The following is a 14,273-nucleotide window of genomic DNA, read 5'->3' as shown; positions in this document are numbered from 1 at the left end:
TCGATCATGACTGACGTCAATTCGGCGCAATTCTGGATCGTCGTCGTTCTCGCAGTCGCGGCATGGGCACCGGCAACTTATGTGTGGCGGTACCTGACGCACGCCAATGCGCCCCGTGACATTACCCTCCCGCCTGAAGATCTGAGCTGGAAATCGACCGGCCAACTGCTCCGCTGTGTCGCAATCCTTGCGGCCCTTGTTTTGATCGGCACCTTCGTTTTCACTCCTTGGGCGAAAGAGATGGCCGGGTCCCGGTGGTTCCCGCCGATCGTACTGGGCGGTATCAGCAGCCTGACCCTCGGCACCCTCCTTCCCGCCTGGCGCAATGGCGAGATCGAACCTCTCATCCGCGGTCTTTCGAAGGCCTATTCGCGTACAGAACAGCCCGTGCGTTATTGGGCGTCGATGGCGTGGAATGGAGCTTTGGGTCTCGTTCTGTTCGGCTTTTCACTCGGCTTGGCATATGACCTTGGTCGGCCGGAATGCGACGATAGGGGTGACCTTGTCGAGGCACTGGCGTCGTGCGAACTCATGCTGGCGGAAGGCGGTCTGGAGACAGCGAGGATCGCCGAGATCCTGGCCGATCGTGGACGTATTCACTACAGGCTCGAAAACTTTGCTCAGGCACGTGCCGATTACACGGCCGCAATCGAGATCGATCCGGAAAATTCGCATACCTTCTACAATCGCGGCCTCGCCAATGTGAAACTCAATGATCCCTATTCGGGTATCGAGGATTTCAGCAAAGCATTGGCGCTCCGGCCCGATGACTTCGAAGCCTATTTTGAGAGGGGTATGGCCCACACGAACACCGGGCGCTTCGATCGAGGGGTAGAAGATTTCACCCAGGCTCACAGGCTCGATCCGGACAATAGCTTCGCCTTGGCAAATCGAAGTGTTGCCAATGCTTGGCTGAACAACCGACCAGCTGCGGAGCGGGACTTTGCCGAAGTCTCTCCGCACGACGAAGCATGGCTAATCGTGCTCCATGCGAAAGCGATCCTTGCCCTCGAGGAAGGCGACGAGCGGGCTGCGATTGCTTATCTTACCGACGCGATCAAGATCGATCCGAAGGACTTGTTCGCCCTTCATATGCGTGCGGACGCCTACTGGGACATCGGCGAACTCGACCTCGCGCGTGATGACGACGACCGGCTGGAAATGCTTACGCCCCAACCCGGCGCCATCCGGATCGAAGGCTAGGCGCCCACCACCAACGCCTGCAAATCCGCCTCCGGCCGCGCGCCGTAGTGCGAAATCACCTCGGCGGCGCAGATCGCGCCCATCTTCAGGCAGCGCTCCAGGCTTTCTTCGCGGGCGTGCCCGGTGAGGAACCCGGCGGCGAAGAGGTCGCCAGCGCCGGTGGTGTCAACGACCTTGGCGACGGGTTCGGCGGGGACTTCGGCGCGCTCGCCCGAGGCAATCGCGACCGCACCCTTGGCGCTGCGGGTGGCGACGAGGACAGGTACGCTGTCCTTCAATGCGTCGAGCCCGGCGTCGAAATTCGTTTCCCCGGTCAGGCTCGCCAGTTCGGTCTCGTTGACGAACAGGATGTCGATCAGCCCGTCGGCGATGAGCGCGCGGAAATCCTCGCCGTGGCGGTCGATCACGAAGCTCTCGCTGGCGGTGAAGGCGACCTTGCGGCCTGTTTCGCGCGCGACCTCGATTGCGCGGCGCATTGCGCTGCGCGGCTCCTCCGGGTCCCACAGATAGCCTTCGAGGTAGAGGATGCCGGCGCTGGCGATCAACGCTTCGTCAAGCGCAGCGGGGGGCAGAAACTGGCTCGCGCCGAGAAAGGTGTTCATCGTCCGCTCGCCGTCGGGCGTCACGAATATCAGGCAGCGCGCCGTGGGTGGCTCCGCTTTTCGTTTCGGCGTGTCGAAATCGACTCCGACCGCGCGGATGTCGTGGCTGAACACCGCGCCCAGCTGATCGTCCGCGACCTGGCCGATGAAGGCGCATCGCGCGCCCAGCGCCGCCATCCCAGCCAACGTGTTCGCCGCCGAGCCGCCGGAGATTTCCTTCGCCGGCCCCATGGCGGCGTAAAGCTCCTCCGCCCGTGCGGTGTCGATCAGCGTCATCCCGCCCTTGGCAAGGCCGAGATCTTCGATCAGCGCGTCCTCGCAAGGAGCCATGACGTCGACGATGGCGTTGCCGATGGCGATGACGTCGTAACGCGGCTGGTCGGGGCTATCGGTCATGAATTCTCCGGAGGAAAGGCAGCTGGGGTTCGCTTGATCGGGGCGCGTTAGCGGCTGGTCGCGACAGGGCCAAGGGTGCGATTGACTTGTGCGGCGACCATGCGCAACGCCCCGCCGATGATGTCGCTCCCCCGCGCCCTTGCATTGTCCTTCGGCCAGCTCGGCGACCCGGCGATCCTGCGGGTACTCGCGAAAACCGTGCTGGTGACGCTGGCGATATTCCTGGGAGCGGGCGCTGCCCTGTGGTGGGGGCTGGATGCGGCGATCGAGCGCTGGATACTCGCCTTACTCCCGGGCGATTACAGCGGCGGCCTTGCTGGCATTCTCGCGCTGGCGCTGGCGATCGTCGCGGGCTGGCTGCTGTTCCGGCTGGTCGCGCTGGCAGTCCTCCAGTTCTTCGCCGAGGACGTGGTCCGTGCGGTCGAAAAGCGGCATTATCCGGGAGAGGCCGCATCCGCCCGCGCGCTGCCCTTTGCCGAGAGCCTGGGCCATTCGGCGGGCGCGACCCTGCGGGCAGTCATCGCCAATGCCGCGGCGCTTCCGGTGGCGGCGCTGCTCGCGCCGACCGCGATCGGCGCGCCGCTGGTGTTCTGGCTGGTCAACTCCGTTCTGCTCGGCCGCGAACTCCAGGACATGGTGTGGCTGCGACACCGCCGTGACAAATCCGACGCCCCGCCGGTCGGGGCCGCGACCCGGTTCGTGCTCGGCGGGCTGGTGGCGGCGATGCTCGCCGTGCCCTTCGTCAATTTCCTCGCGCCGGTGCTGGGCGCGGCCGCAGCGACCCATCTGGTTCATCGGAGAATGCAAAGTGAGACTTTCTAGCGTCGCGATCCTCTCGGCGGTGCTGGCCGGATGCGTGAGCACGCCGCCCGCCCAGCAGACCCCGCCCCCCGCGCGGCCCGCGGCCGCTCCGCCGCCGATGAGCCAGCCGCGCCCTCAGCCGGCACCTTCGACCGGCGGCTTCATCGCGCCGCGGGTGATGAATCTGCCCGGTCTCGAAGGCGTGATCGGCAAGGATGCGACCGCGCTGGCCAATCTCTTCGGCCCGCCGCGGCTGGAGGTGAACGAAGGCGATGCGATGAAACTGCAGTTTGCCGGCGAGGCCTGCGTGCTGGATGTCTATCTCTATCCGCTCCGCCCACGGGCCGAGCCGACCGCCACCTATGTCGATGCGCGCCGGCCGAGCGATGCGCTCGATGTCGACCGCGCAGCCTGTGTCGCGGCGTTGCGGCGCTGACATGGGCGGCCCCTGGGCGGTCGCCGAAGGTCAGACCATGAAGCTTTTGCCGCAGCCGCACGCACCCTTGGCGTTGGGATTGGCGAAGACGAAGCCGGCGGAAAAATCGTCCTCGACCCAGTCCATCGTGCTGCCGATCAGGTAGAGGACACTGGCCCCGTCGATGTAGAAGGTGCCGCCGGTCGTTTCGATCTTCTCGTCCAGAGCCACCTCTTCGCCGACATAGTCGACCGAATAGGCAAGGCCCGAACAACCGCGGCGCGGCGTGGAGAGCTTGACCCCGATCGCGTCCGCGGGCGCCTTGCCCATCAGTTCGGCGATCCGCGCCTCGGCGCGCTCGGTCAGGACGACGGCAGCCTTCGGTGCCGGTCTGGTGGCGGTCTCGGTCATAGCATCCCCAGTTCGAGGCGAGCCTCGTCGGTCATTTTTTCCGGGCCCCAGGGCGGATCCCATACCAGATTTACTTCCGCGTCGCGCACCCCGGGCACGCTCGCGGCGCGCAGTTCGACTTCGCCCGGCATGGTCTCGGCGACGGGGCAGTGCGGCGTGGTGAGCGTCATGGTGACGACGATGTCGGCATCGTCAGACACCTCGACCCCGTAGATCAGGCCGAGATCGTAGATGTTCACCGGAATCTCCGGATCGTAGATTTCCTTGAGCGCGGCGACGACATCCTGCTGGAGCTTGCCTCCGGGGCCGCCGGCAGCGTCCTCGTCGGGCTTCTTCTGCAGGAAGCCTTCGAGATAGTCGCGCTTGCGCTCCATCGTCTGGCGCGGCGATTCCTCGGAGACATCGCCCACTGCATCGTCGACACGGGCGCGGGGCGGCTTTTCCAGCACCTGCTCGTTCGGGGCGGGCGCCGCCACGAAATCCTTCTCGTCCTTGTTTTCGTCGCTCATCCGAAAATCCTCTGGGTGCGTTCGATGCCGCGCATCAGCGCTTCGATGTCGCTTTCGTCCGAATAGAGCCCGAAGCTCGCCCGCGCGGTGGCGGGGACACCGAGGTGCTCCATCAGCGGCTGCGCGCAGTGGTGTCCGGCCCGGATCGCGACATCTTCCTCGTCCAATATGGTGCCGAGATCGTGCGGGTGAACCCCCTTCATGGCAAAACTGACGATTCCCGCGCTGTCCTCGGGGCCGAACAGCGTCACCGAATTGAGGCTGCGCAGCGCGCCGCGCAATTGCTTCGCCAGTGCGGTCTCGTGGGCGAACAACCGCTCTGGACCGACGGCATCGACGTAGTCGATCGCCGCGTGGAGCGCGATCACCTCGGTGATCATCGGCGTGCCGGCTTCGAACCGCTGCGGCGGCGGAGCGTAGGTGGTGCCGCCGAAATCGACCTTGTCGATCATCGCGCCGCCGCCCTGCCAGGGCGGCATCGCCTCGAGCAATTCCTCGCGCGCCCACAGCACGCCGATGCCGGTGGGTCCGTAGAGTTTGTGGCCCGAGAATGCGTAGAAATCGCAGTCGAGCGCGGTCATATCGAGCGCCATGCGCGGTGCAGCCTGACAGCCGTCGAGCAGCAACTTCGCCCCCACCGAATGCGCGAGATCGGCGGCGGCGCGCGCGTCGAGCACGCTGCCGAGCACGTTCGAGACATGCGCCAGCGCGACCAGTTTCGTGCGGGGACCGAGCATGGCTTCGAGGGCCCCGAGATCGATGCGGTGGTCCTCGGTCAGCGGGCAGACGTCGATTTCCGCACCGGTCCGCTCCGCCAGCATCTGCCACGGGACGATGTTGGAATGGTGTTCGAGCGTGGAGAGGACGATCCGGTCACCTTCGCCCAAATTCGCCCCGCCCCAGCTCTGGGCAACGAGATTGATCGCCTCGGTCGCGCCGCGCACGAGGACGATCTCGTTTTCGCCCTTCGCACCGACGAAATCCGCCACACGCCGCCGCGCCGCTTCGTAGCCCAGCGTCATCTCGGCGCTGCGCGAGTATACCCCGCGATGGACGGTGGCGTAATCCTCGCCCAGCGCGCGCGCCATGGCGTCGATCACCGCCTGCGGCTTCTGCGCCGTTGCTGCCGTATCGAGATAATGCCACGGCTCGCCGGTCGCAGTGACCATGCCGGGAAAGTCGGCCCGGTGGCGATTGTCGCGCAGGAGGATGGCGGCCTCGCTCACAGGTGGCGGTCCAGCTTGTCGAGCGCGATGCGCATCAGCCGCTCGCGTGTCTCTTCATCATCCAGCGCCACCAGCGCATCGCCGATGAAGGCCTGCACCAGCAACCGCCGCGAAACTTCGGGCGGAAGGCCGCGCGCCGCCATGTAGTAGCGCGCCTGCTCGTCGAGCTGGCCGACCGTGGCGCCATGGGCGCATTTGACGTCGTCGGCGAAGATCTCGAGCTGCGGCACCGCGTTCACGCTCGCGCCTTTCTCGAGCAGCAGCCCCTTGAAATCCTGCGCTGCGTCGGTCTTCTGCGCGTGCCGCACGACATCGATCGAACCCAGGAAATTGCCCGTCCCCTGGCCCCAATGGACGCTGCGGACGGTCTGGTTGCTGGTCCCCTCGGGCTCGGCATGGATGGTGCGGGTGACGAATTCGCGCACCGTTTGACGACCGCCGATTGTGATCCCGCCGAATTCGAAATGCGCGCCCCTGGCCAGCGTCACCTCGACCTCGACCCGCGCATATTCGGCTGAGGAGAGCACGGCAAAAAGCTCGCAGCGCCCGCCTTCGCCCACGCTCATCCGCAGGCGGCGGACATCGGTCTCGGGCGTGTCGTCGCCATCCTCGACTACGATGCAGTCGCGCCAGGTCTCCCCGGCACCGATGGACATCTCCGTCCATTCGGGCACGGACGTCAGCCGATCGACGGCGGCATAGCGCCAGGCCTCTTCGCGGGTGGTCGGAAGCGGGGCCGCGCTCATTTCGCTCTCGCCCGCACTTCGGCCAGATAGCGCATGCCCGCCTTGTGGGCGGCATCGAGGCACGGCACCAGGGTCTTCGCATGGGCCTGCATCAGCCGGTTGCGCTCTTCGGCCGGCACGTCGAGCGCACTCAGCCGGTTCATTTCCTCGACCTCCGGTGCGAAACAGCGCAGCATCGCGCCACAGCGGATCGCGTCGACGTCCTCGTCGCCGGTGCTCTGCTTGGTGCGACAGGCTATCTGGCCGTCCTGACTGGCAATGCCACCCTTCCAGGTGTCGAGCTTGCGCCCGATGACTACGATTTCCTCGGCCACCGCCTCGCTCGGCGGGGTGACGAAGGTCGGCAGGGGCGGCGGTGCCGTGGCGGCCGCCTGGGCGAGCAGAATGGATGCGAGAATGCTCATGCCGCCATCACCGCGTCGTAGCCTTCCTTCTCCAGTTCGACCGCGAGCGCGGCGTCGCCCGTCCGCACGATGCGGCCTTGCGAGAGGATATGGACGTAATCCGGCCGGACATATTCGAGCAGCCGCTGGTAGTGGGTGATCAGCAGCACGCCCTTGTCGGGCTGTCGCATGATCGCGTTGATCCCGTCGCCGACCACGCGCAGCGCGTCGATGTCGAGCCCGCTGTCGGTCTCGTCAAGCACGGCGAAGGTAGGGTCGAGAATGCCCATCTGGACCATCTCGGCGCGCTTCTTCTCGCCGCCCGAAAAGCCGACGTTCACGTTGCGCTTGAGCATTTCCATGTCGAGCTTGAGCAGCCCGGCCTTTTCCTTGGCGAGCTTGAGAAATTCACCGCCGGTCAGCGGCTCCTTACCCCGCGCCTTGCGCTGGGCGTTGAGGGCCTCGCGCAGGAACTGGACGTTGGAGACGCCGGGAATCTCGACCGGGTACTGGAAGCCGAGGAAGAGACCGGCGGCGGCGCGTTCGTGCGGTTCCATGTCGAGCAGATCCTTCCCGGCGAAGGTCACCGATCCGCCGGTCACTTCGTAACCCGGGCGGCCGCCAAGGACATAGGACAAGGTCGACTTGCCCGCGCCGTTGGGCCCCATGATCGCATGGACCTCGCCCGCATTTACTTCGAGCGTCAGGCCCTTGAGGATTTCCTTGCCGCCGATCTCGGCGTGGAGGTTTTCGATTTTCAGCATTTTCATTTCCTTCGCGAGGGCCCGTTGCCGTCGCGGTCGTAACGGGGTTTGGTCTGGCGCGGGTTTTCCGCTTCGTGCCTGCGGCGCGCGGCTTGCTTGTCGCGCAGCCGGCGGTTCATGGCTTCGAACACGTCACCCATCGCCTCGTCGGGTTCGGCGAGGATCTTCGCAGCGGGAATACGCAGCACCTCGATGCCGACCGCGGCGAGGCTCTTGTCGCGGCGCGATTGCAGCGGGTCGGCGTCTTCCTCCTCGATATCCACCGCGAGGCCGAGCGGGTGCGAGACGAAATCGAGGATCGCCGAGCCGACCACCGTGTGGCGGGTGAACTTGTACTTGCCGAAATCCTCGGCAGCGAAGCGCGCGGCGAGCGCCTTGTGCACCTCCGACGCATGCCGCCGCATGTCGCGCGCCCGCTCGTGCAGCGCGTCGAGCCGCTTCTCCGAAATCTCCCACCCGCGCCCGCGCTTCTTGATGGCAGGCGCTTCGTCGACCTCGGACGGGTCGCGCAGCTGGAGGGTTTTGCGGTCAGTCATCACAGAGTTCCGAAAGTCCCCAGAAAGCCAGCGATAGATCCGAAGATCAGCGGCAGCCCAATGACTATGGCCGCCAGCGAAAGGAAAATCCCCAACCAAAACAAGACCGGTTGATCAGTCCTACCGTATTTATGTGTGCATAGACTGGTACTGCTGGTGCGAAGCGATCTACCCAGGTTCGCAGCCCCATGGATCGCCATCAGCGATCCAACCGCCAAATACGCCGTCAAGACGAGCAGAGCCACTATCACCCCACACTCCCCTCGAGCGAGATCGCCAGCAGCTTCTGCGCCTCGACCGCGAATTCCATCGGCAGCTGCTTCATCACGTCCTTGGCGAAGCCGTTGACGATCAGCGCCATCGCTTCCTCCTCGTCGAGCCCGCGTTGCATGGCGTAGAAGAGCTGGTCGTCGGAGATCTTGCTGGTGGTCGCCTCATGCTCGATCTGGGCGCTGGGATTCTTGACCTCGATATAGGGCACGGTGTGCGCGCCGCACTGGTCGCCGATCAGCAAGGAATCGCATTCGGTGCGGTTGCGCACACCTTCCGCATTCGCGGCCACCGCCACGCGGCCACGATAAGTGTTGTTGCTGCGCCCCGCGCTGATGCCCTTGGAGATGATCGTGCTTCGCGTGCCGCTGGCATTGTGGATCATCTTGGTGCCGGTGTCGGCTTGCTGGTAATTGTTGGTCACCGCGACCGAGTAGAATTCGCCCACGCTGTCGACGCCGTTGAGCACGCAGCTGGGGTATTTCCACGTCACCGCGCTGCCGGTTTCGACCTGGGTCCAGCTGATCTTCGAGCGCGCGCCCTGGCACAGGCCCCGCTTGGTGACGAAATTGTAGATCCCGCCCTTGCCCTCGGCATTGCCGGGATACCAGTTCTGCACGGTCGAATATTTGATCTCGGCATCGTCCATCGCGACCAGCTCGACCACGGCGGCGTGGAGCTGGTTCTCGTCGCGCATCGGCGCGGTGCAGCCTTCAAGATAGCTGACGTAACTGCCCTTCTCCGCGACGATCAGCGTGCGTTCGAACTGGCCGGTGTTCTCGGCATTGATGCGAAAATAGGTGGAGAGCTCCATCGGGCAGCGCACGCCCTCGGGAATGTAGACGAAGGTGCCGTCGGAAAAGACCGCGCAATTGAGCGTGGCGAAATAATTGTCGCGCTGCGGCACGACCTTGCCGAGCCATTTCTTCACGAGGCTTGGATACTCGCGGATCGCCTCGCTGATCGAGAGGAAGATCACGCCCGCTCGCTTCAGCTCCTCGCGGAAGCTGGTGGCGACGCTGACGCTGTCGAACACCGCATCGACCGCGACCTTCTTCGCGCCTTTGACTCCGGCGAGCACTTCCTGCTCGCCCAGCGGAATGCCCAGCTTGTCGTAAACCCGCTTGATCTCGGGATCGAGCTCGTCGAGCGATTCCAGCTCCGCCTTCTTCTTGGGCGCGGCGTAGTAATAGGCGTCCTGGTAGTCGATAGGCGGGTAGCCGAGCTTGGCCCAGTCGGGCTCTTCCATCTGCTGCCAGATGCGGAAGGCCTTGAGACGCCATTCGAGCATCCATTCCGGCTCTTTCTTCTTGGCCGAAATGAACCGAACGGTATCCTCGTCGAGGCCCTTGGGCGCGAATTCGGTGTCGATCTCCGAATGCCAGCCGAATTCGTATTCGGCGGCCTTTTCCGCAGCTTCGCGGGCCTCGCGGTCCTGAATGTCGATGGTATCGGTCATGCCATTTCTCTTGTCGGTGCCGGAGTTGCGGCGAGTTGCGTGAGCGGAATGGCGGCCAGCGCCCCCCGCAACGCGTCGTTGATGACCGGCCAATGCGACCGGACACTGCAATCGTGATCGACCGCGCAGGTGCCGCCATCGATGCAGGCGGTAAGCGCGATCGGGCCTTCGACCGCCTCGACGATGTCGGCGATGCTGATCGCCGCGGCGGGCCGTGCGAGCTGGAGCCCGCCGCCCGTGCCACGTGTCGAGCGTAACAGGCCGGCGGCGCTGAGCTTGCTGACGAGCTTCTGCACGGTCGGAGCGGGCAAGCCGGTCTCCGCAGCCAGTTCGGCGGCACTGGCCCTCGCCCCGCCGCAATGGCGGGCCGCTGCGCTCATCGTCAGGACGGCATAATCGGCGAGGTTGGAAAGGCGCATATTCTCAAATTGGACCATATCGTTCCGATTGGGGACCTATGAACCGGAAAGCGGGGTTTCAACGCAATTTCCCGTCTTGCGAGTCGTTAGCAGCTAGAGCTGCAGCTAAAACCCGCCGCCGTCGCCGTTCAATTCGCGCATGTTCCTGGCGTCCAGCATCTCGTTGAGAAATGGCGAGTCCGCCTCTCCCAGATGAGTCGGAGTGCGCCCGACGAACAGTCTGATCTCGCGAATCATGTGGGGCTGATCGTAGAAGGCTTCGGCAATCTGCGCTTCGTATTCGTCGCTCAGGTCGGGTAGCGAGAGCAGGGTTGCGGCGCGAAGCGCGCGGTACTTGCGCCGGACTGCCACCGGAGCGAGACCGAAATAGCGTTCCACCAGCCGCTGCGTCTGCCGCTGGGAATAGCCGCTGGTGGCATAAAGCCGGTCGAGATCGGGCACCAGGGCACTCGCCAACCAGTTGCTGGTCGCAGCGATCAACCGCCTGTGTCCCGGAGTGATCGGGGTGACTGCGGCGAGGATCAAGGCTCCGAGAGCGGCAGCGCAGGCCCCCGCATCAGCCCGCCCCTCCCGATAGTCCTGGCAGAGAGCCCGGCCGCGCCGAACGAGATCGGCATCGAGCCAGTCTCCGGCGTCGTAAAGGCGATTCGCATGGACCTTCGCGTCGAGCCCCGTGAGCGCCGCCCAGCCGAGCGGGGTAAGCGCGGCACCGATCGCGTGAAACGGACCGGCCATGGAAAAGTGCGCGGCTACGGCGAAGGGCGTCAGCAGATTGACCTCGTGCGAGGGATCGGCACCGCCATCGGGTCGGCACATATGCCCCTCGCCCCTGGGAAAGAGGGTCAGATGCCCCACCGCCGCGGGCTGGATATCGTCGATCCGGGCATCGTCGCAACGAAAATGGTAGAAAGTCGTGACGTAGTCGGCCAGTTCATGTGGCGTGCCGAGATAGTCGAGCGTGAAACGGTGCGCAGGCGTTAGCTGCGACTCGACGTGTCGCCGTGAAAGACTTCCTCTCACCATTCGCAACCCTGTTGTCGCGCTCCCTGGGGGAGTGTGGCGCAAACCGGTGGGCAAATCCAGTCGCTCGAAAAAAAGGGCGATTCCCAGATTGGGAACCGCCCACTGAAGTCGAGGAACCCGTTGCATGATTGCTTCGAGCCCTTCGGGTCGCAGGAGGGCTATACTCCGAATTGGTTTGCGGGCATTGTATGCAAGCGACATCGCCGGCCAAGCGGCGATGAAAAATGCTGTCATATCTTCGCCTCGACACCCCGCCCATGCCGCCATAGGGATCGGTCCATGCTGTTCCCGCTGTTCAGGCCGGCGTTGTTCCGGGTCGATCCGGAGCGGGCCCACCGCCTCACGATCCGCATGCTGAAGGCCGCACCTGCGCGGCGCCCGCCCGAACCCGGCCAGCTGGCGATCGACGTGGCCGGACTGCGCTTCGCCAATCCCCTCGGACTCGCTGCCGGGTTCGACAAGGATGGTGAAGTACCCAATGCGATGTTCGGGCTGGGTTTCGGCGCGGTCGAAGTGGGTTCGATCACTCCGCTGCCGCAGCGCGGCAATCCCAAGCCGCGACTGTTCCGGCTGGTGGAGGACCGCGCCGTGATCAACCGCATGGGATTCAACAATCGCGGGGGCGAGGCGGCGGCGGCGCGGCTCGCACGCCGTCCGAGGCGCAGCGGGGCACGCGGAGGAGTTCTCGGCATCAACATCGGTGCCAACAAGGAAAGCGCCGATCGCATCGCCGACTATGCCGCGATGACGCGGCTGATGGCGCCGCTGGCGGATTATCTCGCGGTCAACATCTCCAGCCCCAACACTCCGGGCCTGCGCGCATTGCAGGACGAGAGCGCTCTCACCGGCCTGCTCGACGCGGTGTTCGAGGCGCGGGGGGCAGCGGGACCGCCGGTGTTCCTCAAGGTCGCGCCCGATCTGGAACCCGCCGATATCGACGCCATCGCCCGCATCGCCCTGGACAGCGATCTTGAGGGCCTGATCGTTTCGAATACCACCGTTTCGCGGCCGCCCCTGCGTTCGACTCAGGCGAGGGAATCGGGAGGGCTGTCCGGGGAACCGCTGCGCCAGCTTGCGCTCGAGCGGCTGCGCGATTTTCGCAAGGCGACGAATGGCGCGCTTCCGCTGATCGGCGTCGGCGGCATAGCTTCCGCCGAGGACGCTTGGGCGCGTATCCGCGCCGGCGCGAGCCTGGTCCAGCTCTACAGCGCGATGGTCTACGAGGGCCCGGCGCTGCCGGGACGGATCGTGCACGGGCTGGAGCGCCTGATGCGGCGCGACGGCTTTACCTCGATTGCCGAAGCGGTCGGAAGCGAATAACGCCGATTCCATGCTTCGCAATTTCCTCGCTTCCTTCGCCGCCGTCGCACTCGCCGGCTGCGCCACGACACCACTTGCAGATACGGCGCCTGACGCCATTGGCAGCGCGTTCCTCGGCACCGTCAGCGCCGCCGATCCGCGCGCAGAAGAAGCCGGAATGGAAATGCTCCGCCGCGGCGGCAGCGCGACCGATGCGGCGATCGCGGTGATGCTGGCGCTGACCGTGGTCGAGCCGCAAAGTTCCGGGATCGGCGGCGGTGGCTTCATCGTGCGGGGGACGCGAGAGGGCGCAATCGCAACCTATGACGGCCGCGAGACCGCCCCGGCCGGCGCGACGCCCGACTGGTTCCTGACCGGGGACGGCGAGCTCCCGCCCTTCATCGAATCGGTCCGCAGCGGCCTCAGCGTCGGCGTGCCCGGCAATATCGCGCTCGCCGCCAAGGCGCATGCCGAGCACGGCCGGCTCGAATGGGCCGAGCTGTTCGAACCCGCCATCCGGCTGGCGCGCGAAGGCTTCGTCATCAATCCGCGCCTCAACCGGTCGCTCGCCGATTCGCGCGATCGGGCGGCGCTCACATCGCTCGGCCGCGAGCTGTTCTTCGACGAGACGGGCGAACCGCGTCCCGTCGGCCACCTCGTCACGAACGAGGCGCTCGCGCGCACGTTGGAGGCGCTCGCGGCCGATCCCTCGCGTTTCTATACCGGGGCCGAAGTCGGGAGCTGGAGCGGTGCGATCGCCGAGGCCACGCCGCGCGCGCCGGCCATGACCGCCGCGGATTTCGCGGCCTACGAGGCCAAGGACCGCGCCCCGGTCTGCGGCACCTATCGCGCACACCGCGTCTGCTCGATGGGCCCGCCGACATCGGGCGGGATCGCGGTGCTGCAGATATTGGCGATGCTCGAACGCTTCGATCTCGCGGCCCTGGGCGTAAAGAGCCCGACGGTCTGGCACCTGTTCGTCGAAGCACAGCGGCTCGCCTATGCCGATCGCGAAATCTATCTGGCGGACAGTGACTTCGTCGACGTGCCGGTCGCCGGACTGATCGATCGCGGCTATCTCGCCCGGCGGGCGGAGCTGATTTCACCGGACGGCACCCTGGCCGAGGTCGATGCCGGCACGCCGCCCGGTGCAATGGCCCTGATGGCCGATGGCGACGAGCCCGAGGAACACGGCACATCGCATTTCGCCGTGGTCGATGCCGACCAGACCATGGTCAGCTATACCTCGACCATCGAGGGCGCGTTTGGCTCCGGACTTATGGTTGGTGGCTTCTATCTCAACAACGAACTCACCGATTTCAGCCGTTCGCCCGAGGTCGATGGCCGCCAAGTCGCCAACCGGGTGGAGGGCGGCAAGCGCCCGCGCAGCTCGATGTCGCCGACCGTGGTCTACGATCCGCAGGGTCGGCCCCTGCTCGCCGTGGGAGCGGCGGGGGGAACGACCATACCCGTGCAGACGGCGCGAAGCATCGTCGGCGTGATCGACTTCGGCCTGCCGCTCGACGAGGCGCTCGGCCTGCCCTTCATCATGGCGTTCGACGACGCCGTGCTGGTGGAAGAGGGCACATGGCTCGTGGACGCCATCCCGACCCTCCGCGCGCTCGGTCATGAGCAAGTCGCGGCCCGGCCCGTCGGGCTCAAGAGCGGCGGCGTGCTGCGCCAGGGCGATCGGTGGATTTCCGCGCGCGATCCCCGCGTCGAAGCGTTGGTCGAGCTTCCCTGAGACGCGCTTGCCGTAACGGCATCGGGCTCCTAAACGCGCTCGGTCATCCGGGTCGAAAACGACCAGC

The 14,273-nt window shown here is 65.6% G+C and carries 16 protein-coding genes; 5 read left to right on the top strand and 11 right to left on the bottom strand.

What is annotated here, in order from left to right:
• Positions 1–6 precede the first annotated feature (6 nt).
• Positions 7–1,203: a tetratricopeptide repeat protein gene (locus ACGHN1_RS01000; RefSeq protein WP_390547549.1), complete on the top strand. Its 1,197-nt coding sequence runs from the start codon at positions 7–9 to the stop codon at positions 1,201–1,203.
• Here ACGHN1_RS01000 and ACGHN1_RS00995 read toward each other — a convergent pair.
• On the bottom strand, positions 1,200–2,201 hold the full coding sequence (locus tag ACGHN1_RS00995; RefSeq protein ID WP_390547548.1) for an adenosine kinase: 1,002 nt from the start codon (positions 2,199–2,201) through the stop codon (positions 1,200–1,202). The genes ACGHN1_RS01000 and ACGHN1_RS00995 overlap by 4 nt on opposite strands.
• Before the next feature lie 117 nt (positions 2,202–2,318).
• On the opposite strand from ACGHN1_RS00995, the gene ACGHN1_RS00990 reads away from it, so the two are divergent.
• The gene (locus tag ACGHN1_RS00990) at positions 2,319–3,023 is read left to right on the top strand and encodes an EI24 domain-containing protein (RefSeq protein ID WP_390547546.1); all 705 of its coding nucleotides are present in this window, start codon (positions 2,319–2,321) and stop codon (positions 3,021–3,023) included.
• A complete protein-coding gene (locus ACGHN1_RS00985; RefSeq protein WP_390547544.1) occupies positions 3,010–3,438 on the top strand; it encodes a hypothetical protein in 429 nt (142 codons plus the stop codon). The genes ACGHN1_RS00990 and ACGHN1_RS00985 overlap by 14 nt, the downstream gene beginning before the upstream one ends.
• A gap of 30 nt (positions 3,439–3,468) precedes the next feature.
• Here ACGHN1_RS00985 and ACGHN1_RS00980 read toward each other — a convergent pair whose 3' ends face one another.
• From ACGHN1_RS00980 to ACGHN1_RS00935, 10 genes are all read right to left on the bottom strand, one after another.
• Entirely contained in the window at positions 3,469–3,828 is a 360-nt protein-coding gene (locus ACGHN1_RS00980; protein ID WP_390547542.1) for a HesB/IscA family protein, read from the bottom strand.
• On the bottom strand, positions 3,825–4,337 hold the full coding sequence (locus ACGHN1_RS00975) for an SUF system Fe-S cluster assembly protein (RefSeq protein WP_390547540.1): 513 nt from the start codon (positions 4,335–4,337) through the stop codon (positions 3,825–3,827). Before ACGHN1_RS00975 ends, ACGHN1_RS00980 begins: the two co-directional genes overlap by 4 nt.
• Positions 4,334–5,506: a cysteine desulfurase gene (locus ACGHN1_RS00970; protein ID WP_390549717.1), complete on the bottom strand. Its 1,173-nt coding sequence runs from the start codon at positions 5,504–5,506 to the stop codon at positions 4,334–4,336. The genes ACGHN1_RS00975 and ACGHN1_RS00970 overlap by 4 nt, the downstream gene beginning before the upstream one ends.
• 53 nt (positions 5,507–5,559) lie before the next feature.
• Entirely contained in the window at positions 5,560–6,309 is a 750-nt protein-coding gene (locus tag ACGHN1_RS00965; protein ID WP_390547538.1) for a SufD family Fe-S cluster assembly protein, read from the bottom strand.
• Positions 6,306–6,713 (bottom strand): hypothetical protein, encoded by a 408-nt coding sequence (locus ACGHN1_RS00960; protein ID WP_390547536.1) that lies wholly within the window; start codon positions 6,711–6,713, stop codon positions 6,306–6,308. Before ACGHN1_RS00960 ends, ACGHN1_RS00965 begins: the two co-directional genes overlap by 4 nt.
• The gene (sufC, locus tag ACGHN1_RS00955; protein WP_390547535.1) at positions 6,710–7,456 is read right to left on the bottom strand and encodes a Fe-S cluster assembly ATPase SufC; all 747 of its coding nucleotides are present in this window, start codon (positions 7,454–7,456) and stop codon (positions 6,710–6,712) included. Before sufC ends, ACGHN1_RS00960 begins: the two co-directional genes overlap by 4 nt.
• A 2-nt stretch (positions 7,457–7,458) precedes the next feature.
• The gene (locus tag ACGHN1_RS00950) at positions 7,459–7,992 is read right to left on the bottom strand and encodes a DUF559 domain-containing protein (protein WP_390547533.1); all 534 of its coding nucleotides are present in this window, start codon (positions 7,990–7,992) and stop codon (positions 7,459–7,461) included.
• A 247-nt stretch (positions 7,993–8,239) separates the two neighbouring features.
• Complete coding sequence (gene sufB / locus ACGHN1_RS00945; protein WP_390547531.1) at positions 8,240–9,721, bottom strand: Fe-S cluster assembly protein SufB; 1,482 nt, start codon at positions 9,719–9,721, stop codon at positions 8,240–8,242.
• A complete protein-coding gene (locus ACGHN1_RS00940; RefSeq protein ID WP_390547530.1) occupies positions 9,718–10,140 on the bottom strand; it encodes an SUF system Fe-S cluster assembly regulator in 423 nt (140 codons plus the stop codon). The genes sufB and ACGHN1_RS00940 overlap by 4 nt, the downstream gene beginning before the upstream one ends.
• A gap of 105 nt (positions 10,141–10,245) precedes the next feature.
• Positions 10,246–11,163, bottom strand: a complete 918-nt coding sequence (locus ACGHN1_RS00935; RefSeq protein ID WP_390547528.1) for a helix-turn-helix domain-containing protein — start codon at positions 11,161–11,163, stop codon at positions 10,246–10,248.
• Positions 11,164–11,442: 279 nt separating this feature from the next.
• On the opposite strand from ACGHN1_RS00935, the gene ACGHN1_RS00930 reads away from it, so the two are divergent.
• Positions 11,443–12,483: a quinone-dependent dihydroorotate dehydrogenase gene (locus ACGHN1_RS00930; RefSeq protein ID WP_390547526.1), complete on the top strand. Its 1,041-nt coding sequence runs from the start codon at positions 11,443–11,445 to the stop codon at positions 12,481–12,483.
• 10 nt (positions 12,484–12,493) lie between these two features.
• Entirely contained in the window at positions 12,494–14,206 is a 1,713-nt protein-coding gene (gene ggt, locus ACGHN1_RS00925) for a gamma-glutamyltransferase (protein ID WP_390547524.1), read from the top strand.
• Positions 14,207–14,273: the final 67 nt, after the last annotated feature.

The sequence above is a fragment of the Qipengyuania sp. MTN3-11 genome, from assembly GCF_042851825.1.
Taxonomy (GTDB): domain Bacteria; phylum Pseudomonadota; class Alphaproteobacteria; order Sphingomonadales; family Sphingomonadaceae; genus Qipengyuania.
This window is presented reverse-complemented; position numbering and strand designations above follow the sequence as displayed.

Excerpts from the sequence above, each read along its gene's own strand:
- ACGHN1_RS01000 (WP_390547549.1), top strand. The coding sequence starts at position 7 with ATGACTGACGTCAATTCGGCGCAATTCTGGATCGTCGTCGTTCTCGCA.
- ACGHN1_RS00995 (WP_390547548.1), bottom strand. The coding sequence starts at position 2,201 with ATGACCGATAGCCCCGACCAGCCGCGTTACGACGTCATCGCCATCGGC.
- ACGHN1_RS00990 (WP_390547546.1), top strand. The coding sequence starts at position 2,319 with ATGATGTCGCTCCCCCGCGCCCTTGCATTGTCCTTCGGCCAGCTCGGC.
- ACGHN1_RS00980 (WP_390547542.1), bottom strand. The coding sequence starts at position 3,828 with ATGACCGAGACCGCCACCAGACCGGCACCGAAGGCTGCCGTCGTCCTG.
- ACGHN1_RS00975 (WP_390547540.1), bottom strand. The coding sequence starts at position 4,337 with ATGAGCGACGAAAACAAGGACGAGAAGGATTTCGTGGCGGCGCCCGCC.
- ACGHN1_RS00970 (WP_390549717.1), bottom strand. The coding sequence starts at position 5,506 with ATGGTCACTGCGACCGGCGAGCCGTGGCATTATCTCGATACGGCAGCA.
- ACGHN1_RS00965 (WP_390547538.1), bottom strand. The coding sequence starts at position 6,309 with ATGAGCGCGGCCCCGCTTCCGACCACCCGCGAAGAGGCCTGGCGCTAT.
- ACGHN1_RS00960 (WP_390547536.1), bottom strand. The coding sequence starts at position 6,713 with ATGAGCATTCTCGCATCCATTCTGCTCGCCCAGGCGGCCGCCACGGCA.
- sufC (WP_390547535.1), bottom strand. The coding sequence starts at position 7,456 with ATGCTGAAAATCGAAAACCTCCACGCCGAGATCGGCGGCAAGGAAATC.
- ACGHN1_RS00950 (WP_390547533.1), bottom strand. The coding sequence starts at position 7,992 with ATGACTGACCGCAAAACCCTCCAGCTGCGCGACCCGTCCGAGGTCGAC.
- sufB (WP_390547531.1), bottom strand. The coding sequence starts at position 9,721 with ATGACCGATACCATCGACATTCAGGACCGCGAGGCCCGCGAAGCTGCG.
- ACGHN1_RS00940 (WP_390547530.1), bottom strand. The coding sequence starts at position 10,140 with ATGCGCCTTTCCAACCTCGCCGATTATGCCGTCCTGACGATGAGCGCA.
- ACGHN1_RS00935 (WP_390547528.1), bottom strand. The coding sequence starts at position 11,163 with ATGGTGAGAGGAAGTCTTTCACGGCGACACGTCGAGTCGCAGCTAACG.
- ACGHN1_RS00930 (WP_390547526.1), top strand. The coding sequence starts at position 11,443 with ATGCTGTTCCCGCTGTTCAGGCCGGCGTTGTTCCGGGTCGATCCGGAG.
- ggt (WP_390547524.1), top strand. The coding sequence starts at position 12,494 with ATGCTTCGCAATTTCCTCGCTTCCTTCGCCGCCGTCGCACTCGCCGGC.